Origin of the sequence: Anaerocolumna sp. AGMB13020 (assembly GCF_033100115.1) — a bacterium.
Classification (GTDB): Bacteria; Bacillota; Clostridia; order Lachnospirales; family Lachnospiraceae; genus Anaerocolumna.
The window spans coordinates 2,484,548-2,500,789 of the sequence record NZ_CP136910.1 but is presented as its reverse complement, the minus strand read 5'-3'; the positions used below and the strand labels follow the sequence as shown (position 1 = coordinate 2,500,789).

Here is a 16,242-nt window from a genome sequence, read left to right as displayed (position 1 = left end):
TTAATCCATCGATATTAATTGACAAAAACTTTTTTTATGATATACTAAGAAATCATAAAAACGGATTTAGAACCCGATGGAGGGAGTTGTATGTACATTCAGTACATACAACTCCCTTTACTTTTTGGATTTTTCCAACTTTTGTTCCAGCTTCTGATACATATGCTCTTTGGCATTATGTTATAAATGTGTCTACAAAATAATTGCAGGAGTTCTACTTCTCGAGAACTCCAACCAAATTACAGGAGGAAGATTATATGAAAAAAGTAGTATCGTTATTGCTTCTTATGGCAATGGCAATGACACTGGTGGTTGGCTGCGGTAAGACAAATAATAAGAACACTGCAGGCAACGCAACTGAACCTACCCAGGCTGCAACGGACACGCCCGCTGCAACAGAGGAAACAACACCTGAAGCAGGCGGTGATGTATCCGGTATCAAAGTTGGTGTTATCTACATAGGAGATGAGAATGAAGGCTATACAGCCGCTCATATGGCAGGTATTGATGAAATGATCGCAGCGCTTGGTTTATCTGCAGATCAGGTAATTGAGAAGACAACAATCGGTGAAGATGAAGCTGCTTATGATGCAGCAGTTGATCTGGCTGATCAGGGCTGTAATATAATTTTTGCAAACAGCTTCGGACACGAGACATATATGATGCAGGCAGCAGCAGAATTTCCTGAAGTTCAGTTCTGTCACGCTACAGGATATCAGGCGAAATCCTCAGGACTTCCTAATATGCACAATTACTTTACGGCTGTTTATGAGTCCCGTTACGTATCCGGTGTTGTTGCAGGCTTAAAATTAAATGAAATGATCGAAAAAGGTGACATTACTGCAGACCAGGCTAAAATGGGTTATGTTGGAGCGTTCCCTTATGCAGAGGTTGTTTCCGGTTATACTGCCTTTTATCTTGGTGCCAAGAGCGTATGCCCTTCTGTAACAATGGAAGTTCAATATACAAACAGCTGGGCAGATATGGCTGCTGAAAACGAAGTAGCAAAGAGCCTTATAGCAAACGGTGCAAAGGTAATCAGCCAGCACGCAGACACTACCGGTGCTCCTACTGCTTGTGAAGAAGCTGGTGTACCCGTTGTAGGATACAATGTAGATATGACGAGTGTTGCTCCTAACACTGCCTTAACTTCAGCTACTATTAACTGGGGACCTTATTACACTTATGCCGTTAAGAGCATAATTGACGGAACACCTATTGCAACGGACTGGTGCCAGGGATTTGCTGATGGTGCGGTTGGTACCTCTCCATTAAATGAGAAGGCAGTTGCGGCAGGAACAGCTGAAAAGGTTGCAGAAGTTGAAGCTGCTTTAAAAGACGGATCTCTTAAAGTTTTTGATACTAGCACATTTACAGTACAGAACTCCAAGCTTGAAGACTTGATTACCAGCAATGCAGATTTCGCTAAATTCTCTGCCTATGTTTCAGACGGATATTTCCATGAGTCAGAAGTAATCTCCGCACCTGCTTTTGAATTAAGAATTGATGGAATTACCGAATTGACAAAATAATGCCAACGCTGATTTAAGTGTCGTAAGCAGTAATTTACAGGTGGCTTTATTGGTAGGAAAGATAGACTGAAAGCGTAAACTTAATCAGTATATAGACGGGTTGATACTGACCCTTTGTGCGGGACTGCAGTAGTGCAGTTCCGCAAATTTGATGTTAGGAGGTTTTTTTGTGGAACAGGTAAACGCCATTGAATTAAAAAATGTTACCAAACGCTTTGGGGAGGTAATAGCAAATGACAGTGTGAATCTTTCCGTCAGGAAAGGTGAAATTCTGTCTATATTAGGGGAGAATGGTAGCGGCAAGACCACTCTTATGAACATGCTCTCCGGTATTTATTTTCCGGATGAAGGACAGATTTGCATTGACGGAAAAGAAGTTACGATACGTTCCCCGAAAGATTCCTTCGAATTGGGTATTGGTATGATACATCAGCATTTTAAGCTGATTAATATATTAACGGCAGCAGAGAATATTATTTTAGGTCTTAAAGGAAGTGAAACCTTAAAGATGAATCAGGTACATGAAGAAATCAATAAACTTACTGCCCAGTATGGCTTTGATCTGAATCCGTCCCAAAAGATATACGATATGTCGGTTTCCCAGAAACAGACGGTGGAAATCGTTAAGGTGTTATACCGCGGCGCTGATATCCTTATCCTGGATGAGCCAACGGCTGTATTAACACCTCAGGAAACCAAGAAGCTCTTTGATGTATTGCGTAACATGAGAAAAGCTGGAAAATCAATTATCATTATAACTCACAAACTGAATGAAGTACTGGAGCTTTCCGATCGTGTAACGGTACTTCGAAAAGGTAAATACATCGATACAGTCAATACAGCGGAAGCAACCGTATCCTCCCTGACGGAAATGATGGTAGGAGAAAAGGTGAAGCTTGATATTGACCGTACAGAGCCGGCAAATACAGAGAAACGGATTGAGATGAGAGGCATAACCTGTAAGAACAGGGAAGGACTTAAAGTATTAAAAGAGGCCTCTTTTCAGGCGCACAGCGGTGAAATTCTGGGAATCGCAGGTATAGCAGGAAGCGGTCAGAAGGAATTATTAGAAGCAATAGCAGGACTTCAGCCTATAGAAAGCGGTGAGATCCTATACTATGCACCTGATGGAAGTACTGAGAAAATATCGGATATGAAAGCGGCCGATATAAGAAATCTTAAGATTCATTTATCCTTCGTTCCCGAGGACAGGCTTGGAATGGGGCTGGTTGGTTCCATGGATTTGACGGATAATATGATGCTTAGAAGCTATACCGACGGAAAGCATTTCTTTGTGGATAGAAAGAAGCCTAAGAATCTGGCAGAAAATATCGTTGATAAATTGGATGTGGTTACTCCGGGAGTATCCACGCCGGTAAGAAGGCTGTCCGGCGGTAATGTTCAAAAGGTATTGGTAGGACGTGAGATTGCATCTAATCCAACTGTCCTAATGGTAGCGTATCCTGTTAGAGGTCTTGATATAAACTCCTCTTATACCATTTATAATCTTCTCAATGAACAGAAGCAAAAAGGGGTGGCGGTTATCTGTGTTGGTGAGGACTTAGATGTATTATTGGAGCTTTGTGACAGAATTATGGTACTCAACAGCGGAAGAGTCGCAGGTATCGTAGATGCAAGAAATACCACCAAAGAAGAAATTGGTTTATTGATGACGTCAGAGCGGAAGGGAGCAAAAGCACATGAGCAAAGAAGGAGCAAATAAAGAGGTTTTTCTGCGAATGAGCAAGCGGGATAGTATTTCCAGAACGAAAGCATGGACAATCAGGCTGATAGCAATCGCTCTTTCCTTAATTGTATGTGCATTGGTCATCGTATTTATTACAAATGATAACCCCATTCAGGTATATCTGGGTATCATTGATGGTGCAATCGGTAAAAAACGCCGTATGTGGGTAACCATCCGTGAAATTATGACGCTTCTTATTATAGCAGTGGGACTTACACCTGCTTTCAAGATGAGATTCTGGAATATCGGTGCGGAAGGACAGATCTTAATGGGCGGAGCGGCTACGGCGGCGGTTATGATTTATTTTGGGAATTCCATGCCTAACTGGTTGCTGCTTCTTATCATATTTGCAGCCAGCAGTATTGCAGGTATGCTGTGGGGAGTGCTTCCGGCAGTCTTTAAGGCTTATTACAATACCAATGAAACACTTTTTACACTGATGTTGAATTATGTTGCAATGCAGATAGTTACCTTTTGCATTGTTTTCTGGGAGAATCCTACGGGTTCCAATACAGTAGGTATTATAAATGGAGCCACAAGAAAAGGTTGGTTTCAGGAGATTTTTGGTATGCAGTACGGATTAAATATCATTGTAGTACTGATTATGACAGTAGGCGTCTATCTTTATATGAGGCACAGCAAACAGGGCTATGAAATTGCGGTGGTAGGTGAGAGTCAGAATACAGCCAAATATGCCGGTATCAATGTTAAGAAAGTAATAATCAGAACCATGATGATATCCGGTGGAATCTGCGGACTTGCAGGAAGTATCATTGTTAGCGGTGCCAGCCATACCATTTCTACCAGTACAGCTGACGGAAGAGGATTTACAGCTATAATCGTTGCCTGGATGTCCAAATTCAATCCCATTGCAATGTTGGCTGTATCTGCATTTCTGGTATTTATGCAACAGGGGTCCATACAGATTGCTTCTCAGTATGGATTGAACGAAAATGCTTCCGATATCATAACCGGTGTACTGTTATTTTTCCTGATTGGCTGTGAATTCTTTATTAATTATAAAGTGGAATTCCGTGGGAATAAGAAGGGGGTACAATAATATGCTGCTTTTAACCTTTATTCAAAATGCAATCAGCCAGGGAATCAGTATTCTGTTTGGTGCCACCGGTGAAATCGTAACGGAGAAATCCGGTAACTTAAATCTTGGTATTCCGGGCATCATGTACATGGGTGGTATAGCCGGACTGATGGGAGCTTTCTTCTACGAGAAATCAACGGAAACTCCTAACGCCTTTATCGGTCTTGTAATATCCTTTATCGTTACCTTACTGGCTTCAGCCCTGGGAGGTCTGATATACAGCGTATTAACCATTACTCTTAGAGCAAATCAGAATGTAGTAGGTCTGGCATTAACCACCTTTGGTGTTGGTTTTGGTAATTTCTTTGGCGGCTCCATTTCTAAACTTGCAGGTGGTGTTGGTCAGATATCTGTTAAAACAACAGCATCGGCATACAGAGCAAAATTACCCCTGCTCCATGATATCCCTGTGATAGGAGACCTGTTGTTCTCCTATGGGTTCCTCACCTACCTCTCTGTGATTATTTCTTTGTTATTGGCTTATTTTCTTAAAAAGACAAGAAAGGGACTTAATCTTCGAGCTATCGGTGAAGATCCGGGAGCAGCGGATGCTGCCGGTATCAATGTATCGAGATACAAATATATATCAACGGTATCCGGTGCTGCCATTGCAGGTCTTGGAGGTCTGTATTTTGTTATGGAGTATCTTGGAGGAACCTGGACCAATAACGGCTTCGGAGACAGAGGCTGGCTTGCGATTGCACTTGTTATCCTGGCTTTATGGAAGCCTGTCAATGCTATCTGGGGTTCTTTCCTCTTTGGTGGACTTTATATTCTTTATATCTACCTGCCGGGGCTTACCAGAGCCACCCAGGAGTTATGCAAAATGCTGCCTTATGTGGTGACGATTATCGTACTTATCTTATCCAGCAAGAGAAATAAACAGGAGAATCAGCCACCGGCAAGTTTAGGCCAGGCTTATTTCAGGGAAGAAAGATAGAGAGCGGTTCTAATGAACTGTATTGACTTAATTATTGCCAAGCTCATTCGTCCTTTCAAAGAAGCTATTGTACTTGGTCGTTTTGCTTGAGATAAGTATCTAAAATATGCAGGCATATAAAAACAGGATTTGAGACAGCTTAAGTGCCTCAAATCCTGTTTTTAATAAGGAAATCCGTTAAGGGGACTGAACCTAGCATTCTGTTTCTATAATTATTACGAACCATTCCGTTGGTAGTAAAAGCTTTTAACTTTCGGCAGTTAAATCTTTGCAGACATCTATCCATTTTGAACTGCCTGAATACCTCTCAAGTTCGCCTATGGTCAATTCGATAGCACTATTTGAGCTTCCGCAAGCCGGAAAGACAGTCTGATAGCGCTTAAGTGATTCATCCAGGTAAATCTCAACCTGATCATTTACAGCAAAGGGACAAACCCCTCCTACGGCGTGTCCTATTAAAGGTTCGGCTTCCTCGTAGGATAACATTTTTGCCTTTGCTTCGAAGTATGCCTTATATTTTGTATTGTCAATTCTGGCATTACCAGCAGCAACGATTAGTACTACCCTCTCGCCTACATGAAAAGATAGTGTTTTTGCGATACGCCCTTCCTCACAATTCAAAGCTTTTGCTGCAAGTTCTACGGTTGCACTGGAAACTTCGAATTCCAGGATCTTTTCTTCAATTCCATATTGTTTGAAATAGTTTCTAACCTTTTCAATTGACATATTTACCTCGATTCTCAGCAGAAGTACTTAAACTACTGCTGTATTGTCTTATGTGCTTTAGGGTACAAACCCCATACAGTATCGGCTGCACTTAGTTTTCTTTATAGTATAACCAAAGAAATAAGTGATGGCAATAGCGATGGTTAATTTTTTGTTTATTTTTAAGACAGGGTTTGCTATAATTTACATAATAAAGCGTTAAAATTATAGATTGAGGCAAGGGTTATACCTGCCGGAATTCAAGCAGGGTTAACTACAGTTCAGCAAATGAGTTTTCGCAAACACCCTAGAAACTGAAATTACTGAAATTGAAAGACGGGTATGACAATATGTATTATCAGAAACTAAATGAGAATAGTTATTTTATATATTCAGAAGACATTGAGCTGTTAATGGCGGCCAGTAATATTCTGGAGGGGGAGAAGTGGCATACTTTATGTACTGAGACTTATTCCATAGGAAAACTTGATGGCTTAAAGAAAAAATATACGTATCTTGTGGAAATATTTCAGGCTGTAGGCTGTCCTTCGGGTATGTTGGAATTCCTGACGGATTATCCGCTGAATGAGTTCAGTCTTGAGGAATACAGGGAGTACCTGCTTCAAATGGATGAGGCTGCTTTTATCTCCAGCTATTTTAATATATTTAAGGATGAGCTTGTAAGAGAAGCCTTGGAAAATGAAGAAAAACTGGATCGGCTTTTCAGAGAATATGAGAAGTTTCTGGGTAGTTACCTTGGATTCAAGGTGTTTATTCGTGAAACAAGAAAGATAATTAACGATTACTTTGCTTTTGCGAAAGAACTGGATACCACAGAATTTCATGAAATGAACCGACAGGTTCAAGCGGTGCTGCAGACCGAAGCTCTGAAAGCCCAGGAGGGGCTAAAGGCAATGGAACCGTTAGAATACTCCCAGGAGTTGATGGGTAAGGTTTTTTATAATCGGGGACCATATAAGGAGTTCTACTTTACCATTACTTTTTTTGCTGCCTATAGGAAAATACGATTCTTCGGGAAAAACCAGGTGTTATTCTACTCACTCAGAGAATCCAGGGAGAAACAGGAACAGCTGTTGAAACAGCTGAAAGCTATCGGAGATGAGACACGTCTTAAGATTATTGCCTTGCTCAATGAAAAAGAACCCTTAAGAGGACTTGATATCGCAAAGGAATTATCCATGGCTCCCTCTACCATTTCTCATCATATGGATCAGATGAAGAATTGCGGACTCTTAAATGAAGAGCAGAGCAAAAGCTCCAAGTACTATAGTATCAGCAGAACTGGTACCAAAGAACTGTTGAAAGCACTGGCGGAGATACTTGATAAAAAGGTGCCAGTTAATTGAAAGTATGAATACACCAACGATCGGAAAATAATCCGGTCGTTTTTTTATACAAGAATTTATAGCAATCCGGTATTGACCTCGCTTATATATTCGATTATAATAATATTCGATATATATCGAATATTATTATTTATTTAGGGAGTGGCTGAAAAATATTTCCTAACAGGAGCTTCTGCTGCAAATATTTTTAGACATACCATATCATTCTACATAAACGACGGGAGGCTGAGTATATTTGCCTGGATCCAGGTTATATACGAATCGTATCATGGATAAGGATTTTGTCATTGAAGTCAAGGATTTAAAACGGGAATTCATTACCAGAAAGGGTTTGATCAACAGCAGAAAAGAACGCGTTATGGCGGTAGATGGAGTTTCCTTTCAGGTTAAAAGAGGGGAGGTATTTGGACTCCTTGGGCAGAACGGAGCAGGAAAGACTACGACGATAAAAATGTTGATTACCCTCCTTGCACCAACGAAAGGAAAATGTGAGGTTTTAGGCTATAACACCTTTACCCAGGAAAAGCTCATCAGAAAGCGTATAAATTTTATTTTCGGTGGGGAATTGGGACTTTACAGACGTCTTTCAGCCAAAGATAATCTTAAATATTTTGCCTGTCTTTATCTTATAAGCAAGGAGGAAGCGGATAGAAGAATCACCAGGATATTAGAGCTGGTAGGACTGTCGGAGAAAGCAGACATCCTGGTAGAGACTTTTTCCAAGGGTATGGTACAGAGGCTGCAGATTGCAAGAGGATTGATTAATGAGCCGGAGATAATCTTTATGGATGAACCTACGGTTGGTCTTGACCCATTAGGAGCCAGAATGCTGCGGGATATTATAAAAAAATTAAAGTCAGAAGGTAAAACCATTCTGCTGACTACCCATTATATGTATGAAGCGGATGAACTCTGTGACCGGATTGCTATATTAAATCATGGAAAACTAATAGCGTTGGACACACCTGTAAATTTAAAAAAATTAACCGGTGAAGATAAAAATCTGGAAATCATAATGGACAGAGTGGATGAATCCATTATAGTGAAGCTGAAGGGTATTCAAGGGGTAAAAGAGGTAATAAGTGAACCGGCTGAAGGTGGTTACCGTCTGATGATGAAATACATAGCAGAGCCCGATATCAGTGAAGCAATTCTTAGTGCCTTAAAAGGAAGTGGCATTCATTCTTTTACCAATAAAGAATTAACACTGGAGGATGTATACGTAAAGATACTGGAGGAAAGGCAATGAAAGAATTAAATGTAATTGTTTCAACAGCTCTGCTTCAGATAAAAAGCTCACTGGCAAGGTCTATGTTTCGATTCTGTCTGCTGGCAAATCCGGTTGTCAATACAGTGCTCTTATACGAGATGTTTGTTAATTCACAACGAGAGGATTTTCTGTCTTATGTAGTACTGGGAGCAGGATTGATGGCACTCTGGAGCTGCATCTGCTTTTCTTCAGCCGGAGATATTAACAGAGAGCGTTATAATGGCACCCTTTCACTGATCTATATGGCACCGGCAGGTTTTAGAACCATTATTGCAGGAAAGGTAGCAGGGAATACCATTCTGAGTATGATAACTTTTCTGTTATCATTTGCTACTACGAAGATTTTATTTGATGTAAGGATGGAAGTTGCTCATCCAATTTATTTACTGACAGCTTTTATTTGCACAATTGGAAGTTTTTCTGTCATATCGGTTTTTTTAGCCTATCTGCTGACGTTGTCAAGAAAAACGCAGTTGTACATGAATTGCATCGAAATACCTGTTATTCTTGTATGTGGATTTGTGTTTCCGGCAGATATTCTTCCTGTATTCCTAAGGCCTGTAAGTTATGTCCTTTCCCCGACCTGGGCAGTTAAGCTGCTTCGGCTAAGTGTGTCTGATACCTTTAACATAAGGGAATATTATCTGACACTCCTGATTCTGGTCGGAGTAACTGGACTTTATATTTTACTGGGGCATTTCCTGGCAGTGGTAATAGAGCGCCAGGTACGGATAGCAGCAACACTGGAGGTGAATTGATGAGACGTTTCTTTACCCTTGCTTGGCTGAGTTATAAAAGCAGACAGTCCATTTTCAGATTGGATGAATTTCTATGCCTTGAGACCATATATCCGCTGCTGACGCTTATTTTCTACTGTGTTCTTGCAAGCTATAGTTATAACACGGATAATCTGACCCGGTGGGTGGTGGGAAATTCCTTTCTGCTATGCGTCAATACCTGTATATTTACTCTTGGCAGTACCTTTATGGCAGAGAGAGCCTATGGCTGTATCAGAAGTCTTGTTGCAGCCCCTGAGGGGAAGCTGTTGATCATACTTCATAAGGGATTATTCACTTGTATCACCGCGGTGGTAACCGTTACCTTTGGTTTCTTTGCCGGAAGTTTATTGTTTCAGGTGAATTTCTCTCAAATTAATCTGCTGCTGTTTTTTACGGCTGTTATTGTTGCAATGTTTGCGGCTGCCGGGTTTGGATTGTTTATCGGCATCTTTGGTCTGATAACTGACCAGATGCATTTTGTATTGAATTTTATTTCCTATATCCTTATGATATTTTGCGGAGCGAACTTCCCAATATCCCAACTGCCCATAGCTGGAAGGCTCATATCCCGGCTGATCCCTTTGACCCGCAGTATTGAAGCGGTCAATATGCTGTTCTCAGGAGTCATAATTGAGAAATTTGTAATGCTTTTATTGCAGGAAGCAGGGATTGGCGCAGGTTATTATTTCCTGTCCTGGCTGTTAATCAAAGGAATTGAAAAAACAGCCAGAAGGAAAGGAACCCTGGAGGTGTTTTAACGTACTCCAAGCAATGCAATTTTTTTGCATAAATCTTCATAGGAGATCCCGGCTGCTTTTGCTTCCTGAGGAAGGAGGCTCATTGGTGTCATTCCTGGAAGCGTGTTAGCTTCCAGGCAGATGAATTCATTGGCTTCGTCTAAAATAAAATCTATCCTGGAATAGGAGCCAAGGTGCAGGGTTTTGTGTACCTTTAATGCAAGTAATTGTACTTTTTCCCTTAACGGTTCGGGTAAATCTGCCGGACAGCATTCGTTTGTAAGTCCCTGCTGGTACTTATTTTTATAATCATAGAAACCTTCCTTTGGAATGATCTCTATTACTGGCAGGGCAGTATTCTCAAGAATTCCAACAGAGAACTCCCTGCCTTTAATCATTTTTTCAACCAGAACTTTACCGGAGCCAAAAGATGCTATTTTCTCTGTTGCAAGACTTAAGGCAGATGAGAGTTCTTCCTGGCAATATGCAAAGGAAACACCAATGCTGGAACCGTTACTGATCGGCTTTACAACACAAGGAAAATCAATGGAGTTTGTTATCTTTTCAGGGGTTATTTCAGCTGCTTCTTCTGTTATCCATGGGGCGGTGGGAACACCCTCCGCCTTTAAGAGTTTTTTGCTTAAGTCTTTATCCATTGCCAGAAGACAGCCGGCATAACCAGTACCGGTATAAGGAATCTGCCAGCAGTCCAGAACAGCCTGGAGTTGCCCGTTTTCTCCCATGGAACCGTGTAGTGCGAGAAATACCACATCAGACATTTTGCACAGGGCAAGGATATTTTCACCAATCAGTTCTGTTCTTCCCTGATTGCTTGCTATGAGCTCCTCCAAATCAGGAATTTTATCCGGGATATGGTGTTCGTGTCTGATACCCTCTTCTTTGCTTAAGAAGAGGGTATCTGGATTAGTGTTGGGGATATCTAATCCCATATATACATCGGCAAGTGCTACCTCGTAACCGGCATCCATTAGTGCATTGGCAATAAGACAGCCGGAGGATAAAGATACATCTCTTTCCGGACTGAGACCTCCGGATAAAACAACTATTTTCATAATTCTTTAACATTATGAGCATGCCTGCAAGTACTGTTGGCAGATAATATTCTAAGGCATACTCAGGCTCCTTTCCTGTAATCACTGGGAAAGCACTGTGTACTTCCCGAAAAAGCTCATGGAAAGTCAACGCGGTCATTCCTTACTAATGAATATTATATTCACGTAAAAAATTGAGGAATAGTAGTATAATGCCAACAATTATCAGAATAGTGCTTTCTAACCCTGTAAATAAAAAAACATCTGCAAAACCCCATGGGCCTGCAGATGTTTTCTTTGATGGAATTCATTATTCCATACTATAACTTAATGTCAATATTACCGCCGATATTGGGATTTACGGAAGTTTCCATCATTTTGACGATTCCATCACCTGCAGTTTCAACCGTATCCAAAGAAAGATTCATAACGGCAAAACTATATGCGGTAGCGGTATTTTGCATTGCTAAGGAATATGATAATTGAGCTATATCCATATTTTCACTTATCCTTTCTGAATGAAATTCAGCAGAACTATTATGAATATCGGTTTTCTTGTTATAAAACATTAGCTAATTTCCGTTTTCCAGTTATTCTGCCAGGTATAAGAGAGGTTCTCAGTCATACCTTAGAGCTTTTGAAAGATCTGTATCTGTTCTGAGGCTGCCTGATAATAGACTGCTGAACCTTACTCCGGAAGGTATGATGTTGCGAGCCCGCTGCCTTTAAGGTATGGCGTATAAAACGGTAAATATATCGGTGTCTGAAATTTATGAAAGGTAATACTGGTACGAAAGCTTTTATTTCGGTATAATAAATGAAAGAGCTGTAACTGCAGATGATATGAAATCTGTGAATGTTTTTAAGGAAGGAAGCTTACACAGAAAAAGACAGGAGGTTTTTATATGGTATATTTATTTTTAGCAGATGGATTTGAAGAAATTGAAGGCTTAACCGTGGTAGATATGCTGCGACGTGCAGAAATTGAAATAACTACGGTTTCGATTACCGGAAAAGAGTCCGTTAACGGCGCACATAATATTGAAGTGAAGGCTGACGGGCTGTTTGAAGAATACGATTATGAAACGGCAGATATGCTGGTGCTACCGGGGGGAATGCCAGGAACCAGAAATCTGGCAGCTCATGAAGGCCTTGTAAACCTTTTAAAGGAATTCAGACAGGAAGACAAGGCACTTGCTGCTATTTGTGCCGCACCCAGTATTCTGGGAGAGCAGGGGCTCTTAAAAGGGAAATCGGTAACCTGTTTCCCGGGGTTTGAAGACAAGCTCCTGGAAGCTAATCCTACAGGTCATAAGGCAGTGACAGACGGAAATATTATAACGGGTAAAGGAATGGGCACTGCAATTGATTTTTCGCTGGAAATAATTCAGTTCTTAAAGGATAAGGAAACTGCTGAGAAAATCGGTAAGGCTATTCAGTATCTCTAATCTCTTTTCTCAGTATCCATAAAGTCAGTACGTTAGGCAATATCATAAGCGCATTGATCAGATCTGATAACTGCCATACGAATTCCAGGGAAAGAACGGCACCAATAAATATCATTACAATGTAACATAATTTATAGGTGCCGATTCCTTCTTTTCCAAAAAGATATACCACGGCCTTTTCACCGAAGTAAGACCAGCCGATTAGTGTTGCAAGGGCAAAAGCAATGATTGAAAAGCCAAGTATGTATTCACCGTAAGGCAGCTGCATAAAAGCTGCGGTGGTAAGATCCGAAGCCGGTAATCCTTTAATGGATGCCGGATTTTTTAATATGTTCGCGACTATCACAATTCCGGTGACACCGCACATAACTACCGTATCCCAGAACGTTGCACTCATGGATACCAGAGCCTGGTTATGGGGATTGTCGGTTTTGGCACTGGAAGCAGCAATCGCTGCAGTTCCGATACCGGCTTCGTTTGAAAACAAACCTCTGGCAATGCCGTATCGGGCAGCTGTCTTAATTGTGCTTCCAATAAAACCACCGACTACAGCACTGGGAAGAAAAGCGGAGCGAAATATAAGGGTAATAGCAGGCAGCACGTAATCACGGTTCATAAAAACCAGCACCAGACAGGCTAAAATGTAGAAGGCACCCATAGCCGGAACCAGTTTTTTGCACAGATTACCAATGGATTCAATGCCCCCAAGAATTACAAGTCCGGTAATAACAGCAACCACGATACCTACGATGTAAGGTGAGAAGTGCCAAAGGGAGCTGGTGACATTGGTAATGGAGTTGGCTTGAGTTGAACAACCTACTCCATAAGAGGCTGCCAGGGTCAGAAAGGCATATAACACAGCCATTCCTTTTGACTTAAGTCCGTGTTCCAGGACATACATAGGACCACCGGAATAGGTGCCATCCTTTGCAAGCTTACGATAACGAATACCCAGATAACACTCTGCATAAGTTGTAGCCATTCCCAGTACGCCTGTTAACCAAATCCAGAGAATCGCACCGGGACCGCCAAAGGCAACAGCTGTGGAGACTCCTACGATATTTCCGATACCAAGGGTTGCTGCCAGTGTGGTAGTAAGAGCTGCGAAGCTGCTGGTTTGCCCCTTTTCATCATCGGATGATTTGGTTGAAAGGCGGATGCCTTTAAAGACTTTTTTTTGAACGAATTTTAGGCGAAAAGTCAGAAACAGATGGGTGGCTAATAAAAGGAACAGCATAGGTCCGCTCCATAGCAGATGATTTGCGCCTGAGATAAAAGACAAAATGTTTTCCATATGAATTTTCACTATACCGTTAAATTAGATTTCTATAGTATATGCTTCTGTTAGGACAGATAGTCCGGCAAATGCTCCATAAGAGAAGCATGAATAATCAAAAAAATACTTTCCACAACTTACCATAATAATTTTAGAAATATTGATAACAATATTACTACGATGACTGATTCATACAGAGCGGCCATCGAGAAAAAAGGGTAAGCCCTTAAAAAGAACTATCTAATAATTTCGGAGGTGAAATTTTATGGCAAGTAATAACAGCGGATCAAACAGATCAGAAGTTCCTCAGGCTAGAGAAGCACTTGACAGATTTAAAATGGAGGTTGCTTCTGAAATCGGAGTACCTTTAAAACAAGGTTACAACGGAGATTTAACCAGCGCTCAAAATGGTTCTGTAGGTGGAGAAATGGTTAAACGTATGATCAAAAGACAGGAAGAATCCATGTCTGGTCAGAGCGGTTCTTATTAATATCTAAAAAAGTCAGCCGACGGCTTAAACTATAAGACAGATGCCTTTTAGCTGCCATAGGCCGGAGGAATAAAACATCATCTAATATATATGACCATCAGTTTCTAAACTGCAGAAGTCATACATATAAGATGATGTTTTTTTATCCAAAAGCATAAAACAAACACAAGGATAATAAAAGACTCATATTATATAGTATCTGCAATGACTTGCGCATGCTATTTGGTTATGTTACAATCGTTTCTGGACTGCATGAAATTGTATATGAGAGTTTTAATATTGCGGATAGATATCAGTATAACTTATAAGAATTCTTAGAATAGAAAATGAAAGGGTAGCAGGCAGGTAACAACCTGCCCGGAGCTATAGGGTAAAAACATGGGAAAATATTTCGGTACCGATGGTTTCAGAGGGGAAGCAAATATTGATTTAACAGTAGAGCATGCTTATAAGGTTGGACGATTTTTGGGTTATTATTACGGCAAAGAACACAAAGCCAGAATCGTAATCGGAAAAGATACCAGAAGATCCAGCTACATGCTTGAGTATTCATTAGTTGCAGGACTGACTGCCAGCGGTGCAGATGCATATCTTTTGCATGTAACCACTACACCCAGTGTATCTTATGTTGTCCGCAGTGAAGACTTTGACTGCGGTATCATGATATCTGCAAGCCATAATCCTTATTATGACAACGGCATCAAGATAATAAATGGACTGGGTTACAAGCTGGAAAGTGAAGTGGAGGAACTTATTGAGAACTACATAGACGGAAAAGGGGAGGAAATACCTTATGCTACCAAGGATAACATCGGAAGAACTACGGACTATGTAAATGGAAGAAACCGATACATTGGTTATCTCATTTCCCTGGTTGCCAATTCCTTTAAAAATATGAAGGTGGGTCTTGATTGTGCCAATGGTTCTGCTTATTCCATTGCCAAAGGAGTATTTGACGCACTGGGTGCAAAGACTTATGTCATAAGCAATGAACCAAACGGTCTTAATATTAATAAAGACTGTGGCTCCACCCATATGGAGCAGCTGCGCAGATATGTTCTTGAAAATAATCTGGATGTAGGTTTTGCCTATGATGGTGACGCTGATCGATGTTTAGCAATAGACGATAAAGGCAATATTATTGACGGAGACCTTATTTTATATGTTTGTGCCGTTGACATGAAGAAAAATAATGAACTGAACAATAATACCGTAGTAACCACCATTATGAGTAATCTGGGACTTTATAAAGCACTGGAAGAAAAGGGAATCGCTTATGAGAAAACAACAGTAGGTGATAAATATGTGTTTGAGAATATGATGGAAAACGGACACTCGATTGGCGGTGAACAATCCGGACATATTATTTTCAGCAAACATGCCACCACCGGTGATGGAATCCTGACGTCTCTAAAGATTATGGAAGTGATTATAGAAAACAAAACCAAACTGTCCGACCTTATCAAAGAAGTCCAGATATTCCCTCAGTTACTAGAAAATGTTCGTGTTAATAATAAAAAGACCGCCAGAGAAGACATTGAAATCGTAAATGCAGTAGCAAAAGTTACAGAAGAGCTGGGGGATAACGGCAGAATTCTGGTCAGAGAAAGCGGTACGGAACCGGTACTTCGTGTCATGGTAGAAGCCCCTACAACAAAAGAGTGCGAAAAATACGTTAATATGGTTGTAGACAAATTAAAAAGCCAGGGGCATGTAATAGAAAAGTAGTTGCTGTTTCATGAAAAAAATATGGTATTTACAGATTGCCTATGATATAATATACTAATGTCAAATCGTCAA

General features: G+C 40.7%; 15 protein-coding genes. 11 read left to right on the top strand and 4 right to left on the bottom strand.

The window, feature by feature from the left end; genetic code table 11:
- The first annotated feature begins 257 nt into the window (after positions 1 to 257).
- From R2R35_RS09930 to R2R35_RS09915, 4 genes are all read left to right on the top strand, one after another.
- Complete coding sequence (locus R2R35_RS09930; protein WP_317734377.1) at positions 258 to 1,532, top strand: BMP family ABC transporter substrate-binding protein; 1,275 nt, start codon at positions 258 to 260, stop codon at positions 1,530 to 1,532.
- A gap of 169 nt (positions 1,533 to 1,701) precedes the next feature.
- Positions 1,702 to 3,255: an ABC transporter ATP-binding protein gene (locus tag R2R35_RS09925; RefSeq protein WP_317734376.1), complete on the top strand. Its 1,554-nt coding sequence runs from the start codon at positions 1,702 to 1,704 to the stop codon at positions 3,253 to 3,255.
- Positions 3,233 to 4,339: an ABC transporter permease gene (locus tag R2R35_RS09920; RefSeq protein WP_317734375.1), complete on the top strand. Its 1,107-nt coding sequence runs from the start codon at positions 3,233 to 3,235 to the stop codon at positions 4,337 to 4,339. The genes R2R35_RS09925 and R2R35_RS09920 overlap by 23 nt, the downstream gene beginning before the upstream one ends.
- Position 4,340: 1 nt before the next feature.
- A complete protein-coding gene (locus tag R2R35_RS09915; protein ID WP_317734374.1) occupies positions 4,341 to 5,318 on the top strand; it encodes an ABC transporter permease in 978 nt (325 codons plus the stop codon).
- Positions 5,319 to 5,564: 246 nt separating this feature from the next.
- Here R2R35_RS09915 and R2R35_RS09910 read toward each other — a convergent pair whose 3' ends face one another.
- Complete coding sequence (locus R2R35_RS09910) at positions 5,565 to 6,044, bottom strand: YbaK/EbsC family protein (protein WP_317734372.1); 480 nt, start codon at positions 6,042 to 6,044, stop codon at positions 5,565 to 5,567.
- 329 nt (positions 6,045 to 6,373) lie between these two features.
- Here R2R35_RS09910 and R2R35_RS09905 point away from each other — a divergent pair, with 329 nt between their 5' ends.
- From R2R35_RS09905 to R2R35_RS09890, 4 genes are all read left to right on the top strand, one after another.
- Complete coding sequence (locus R2R35_RS09905; RefSeq protein ID WP_317734371.1) at positions 6,374 to 7,390, top strand: ArsR/SmtB family transcription factor; 1,017 nt, start codon at positions 6,374 to 6,376, stop codon at positions 7,388 to 7,390.
- 235 nt (positions 7,391 to 7,625) lie between these two features.
- Positions 7,626 to 8,639, top strand: coding sequence for an ABC transporter ATP-binding protein (locus R2R35_RS09900; protein ID WP_317734369.1), 1,014 nt, complete (start codon positions 7,626 to 7,628; stop codon positions 8,637 to 8,639).
- Complete coding sequence (locus R2R35_RS09895; RefSeq protein ID WP_317734368.1) at positions 8,636 to 9,418, top strand: ABC transporter permease; 783 nt, start codon at positions 8,636 to 8,638, stop codon at positions 9,416 to 9,418. Before R2R35_RS09900 ends, R2R35_RS09895 begins: the two co-directional genes overlap by 4 nt.
- Positions 9,418 to 10,197: an ABC transporter permease gene (locus R2R35_RS09890; protein ID WP_317734367.1), complete on the top strand. Its 780-nt coding sequence runs from the start codon at positions 9,418 to 9,420 to the stop codon at positions 10,195 to 10,197. The genes R2R35_RS09895 and R2R35_RS09890 overlap by 1 nt, the downstream gene beginning before the upstream one ends.
- Here the strand turns inward: R2R35_RS09890 and R2R35_RS09885 are convergent.
- Both R2R35_RS09885 and R2R35_RS09880 read right to left on the bottom strand, forming a co-directional pair.
- Entirely contained in the window at positions 10,194 to 11,249 is a 1,056-nt protein-coding gene (locus tag R2R35_RS09885) for a D-alanine--D-alanine ligase family protein (RefSeq protein WP_317734366.1), read from the bottom strand. The two genes, R2R35_RS09890 and R2R35_RS09885, sit on opposite strands and share 4 nt — an antisense overlap.
- A 299-nt stretch (positions 11,250 to 11,548) precedes the next feature.
- Complete coding sequence (locus tag R2R35_RS09880) at positions 11,549 to 11,725, bottom strand: YjfB family protein (RefSeq protein ID WP_081848741.1); 177 nt, start codon at positions 11,723 to 11,725, stop codon at positions 11,549 to 11,551.
- 408 nt (positions 11,726 to 12,133) lie between these two features.
- On the opposite strand from R2R35_RS09880, the gene R2R35_RS09875 reads away from it, so the two are divergent.
- Positions 12,134 to 12,676, top strand: coding sequence for a DJ-1 family glyoxalase III (locus R2R35_RS09875; protein ID WP_317734365.1), 543 nt, complete (start codon positions 12,134 to 12,136; stop codon positions 12,674 to 12,676).
- Here R2R35_RS09875 and R2R35_RS09870 read toward each other — a convergent pair.
- Positions 12,660 to 13,970, bottom strand: coding sequence for an alanine/glycine:cation symporter family protein (locus R2R35_RS09870; RefSeq protein WP_317734364.1), 1,311 nt, complete (start codon positions 13,968 to 13,970; stop codon positions 12,660 to 12,662). The two genes, R2R35_RS09875 and R2R35_RS09870, sit on opposite strands and share 17 nt — an antisense overlap.
- Positions 13,971 to 14,217: 247 nt before the next feature.
- Between R2R35_RS09870 and R2R35_RS09865 the strand changes: the two genes are divergently transcribed.
- Complete coding sequence (locus tag R2R35_RS09865; protein WP_317734363.1) at positions 14,218 to 14,442, top strand: alpha/beta-type small acid-soluble spore protein; 225 nt, start codon at positions 14,218 to 14,220, stop codon at positions 14,440 to 14,442.
- 378 nt (positions 14,443 to 14,820) lie between these two features.
- Positions 14,821 to 16,170, top strand: a complete 1,350-nt coding sequence (glmM, locus tag R2R35_RS09860; RefSeq protein ID WP_317734362.1) for a phosphoglucosamine mutase — start codon at positions 14,821 to 14,823, stop codon at positions 16,168 to 16,170.
- Positions 16,171 to 16,242 lie beyond the last annotated feature (72 nt).

Excerpts from the sequence above, each read along its gene's own strand:
- R2R35_RS09895 (WP_317734368.1), top strand. The coding sequence starts at position 8,636 with ATGAAAGAATTAAATGTAATTGTTTCAACAGCTCTGCTTCAGATAAAA.
- R2R35_RS09870 (WP_317734364.1), bottom strand. The coding sequence starts at position 13,970 with ATGGAAAACATTTTGTCTTTTATCTCAGGCGCAAATCATCTGCTATGG.
- R2R35_RS09915 (WP_317734374.1), top strand. The coding sequence starts at position 4,341 with ATGCTGCTTTTAACCTTTATTCAAAATGCAATCAGCCAGGGAATCAGT.
- R2R35_RS09875 (WP_317734365.1), top strand. The coding sequence starts at position 12,134 with ATGGTATATTTATTTTTAGCAGATGGATTTGAAGAAATTGAAGGCTTA.
- R2R35_RS09920 (WP_317734375.1), top strand. The coding sequence starts at position 3,233 with ATGAGCAAAGAAGGAGCAAATAAAGAGGTTTTTCTGCGAATGAGCAAG.
- R2R35_RS09890 (WP_317734367.1), top strand. The coding sequence starts at position 9,418 with ATGAGACGTTTCTTTACCCTTGCTTGGCTGAGTTATAAAAGCAGACAG.
- R2R35_RS09930 (WP_317734377.1), top strand. The coding sequence starts at position 258 with ATGAAAAAAGTAGTATCGTTATTGCTTCTTATGGCAATGGCAATGACA.
- R2R35_RS09885 (WP_317734366.1), bottom strand. The coding sequence starts at position 11,249 with ATGAAAATAGTTGTTTTATCCGGAGGTCTCAGTCCGGAAAGAGATGTA.
- R2R35_RS09910 (WP_317734372.1), bottom strand. The coding sequence starts at position 6,044 with ATGTCAATTGAAAAGGTTAGAAACTATTTCAAACAATATGGAATTGAA.
- glmM (WP_317734362.1), top strand. The coding sequence starts at position 14,821 with ATGGGAAAATATTTCGGTACCGATGGTTTCAGAGGGGAAGCAAATATT.
- R2R35_RS09865 (WP_317734363.1), top strand. The coding sequence starts at position 14,218 with ATGGCAAGTAATAACAGCGGATCAAACAGATCAGAAGTTCCTCAGGCT.
- R2R35_RS09880 (WP_081848741.1), bottom strand. The coding sequence starts at position 11,725 with ATGGATATAGCTCAATTATCATATTCCTTAGCAATGCAAAATACCGCT.
- R2R35_RS09905 (WP_317734371.1), top strand. The coding sequence starts at position 6,374 with ATGTATTATCAGAAACTAAATGAGAATAGTTATTTTATATATTCAGAA.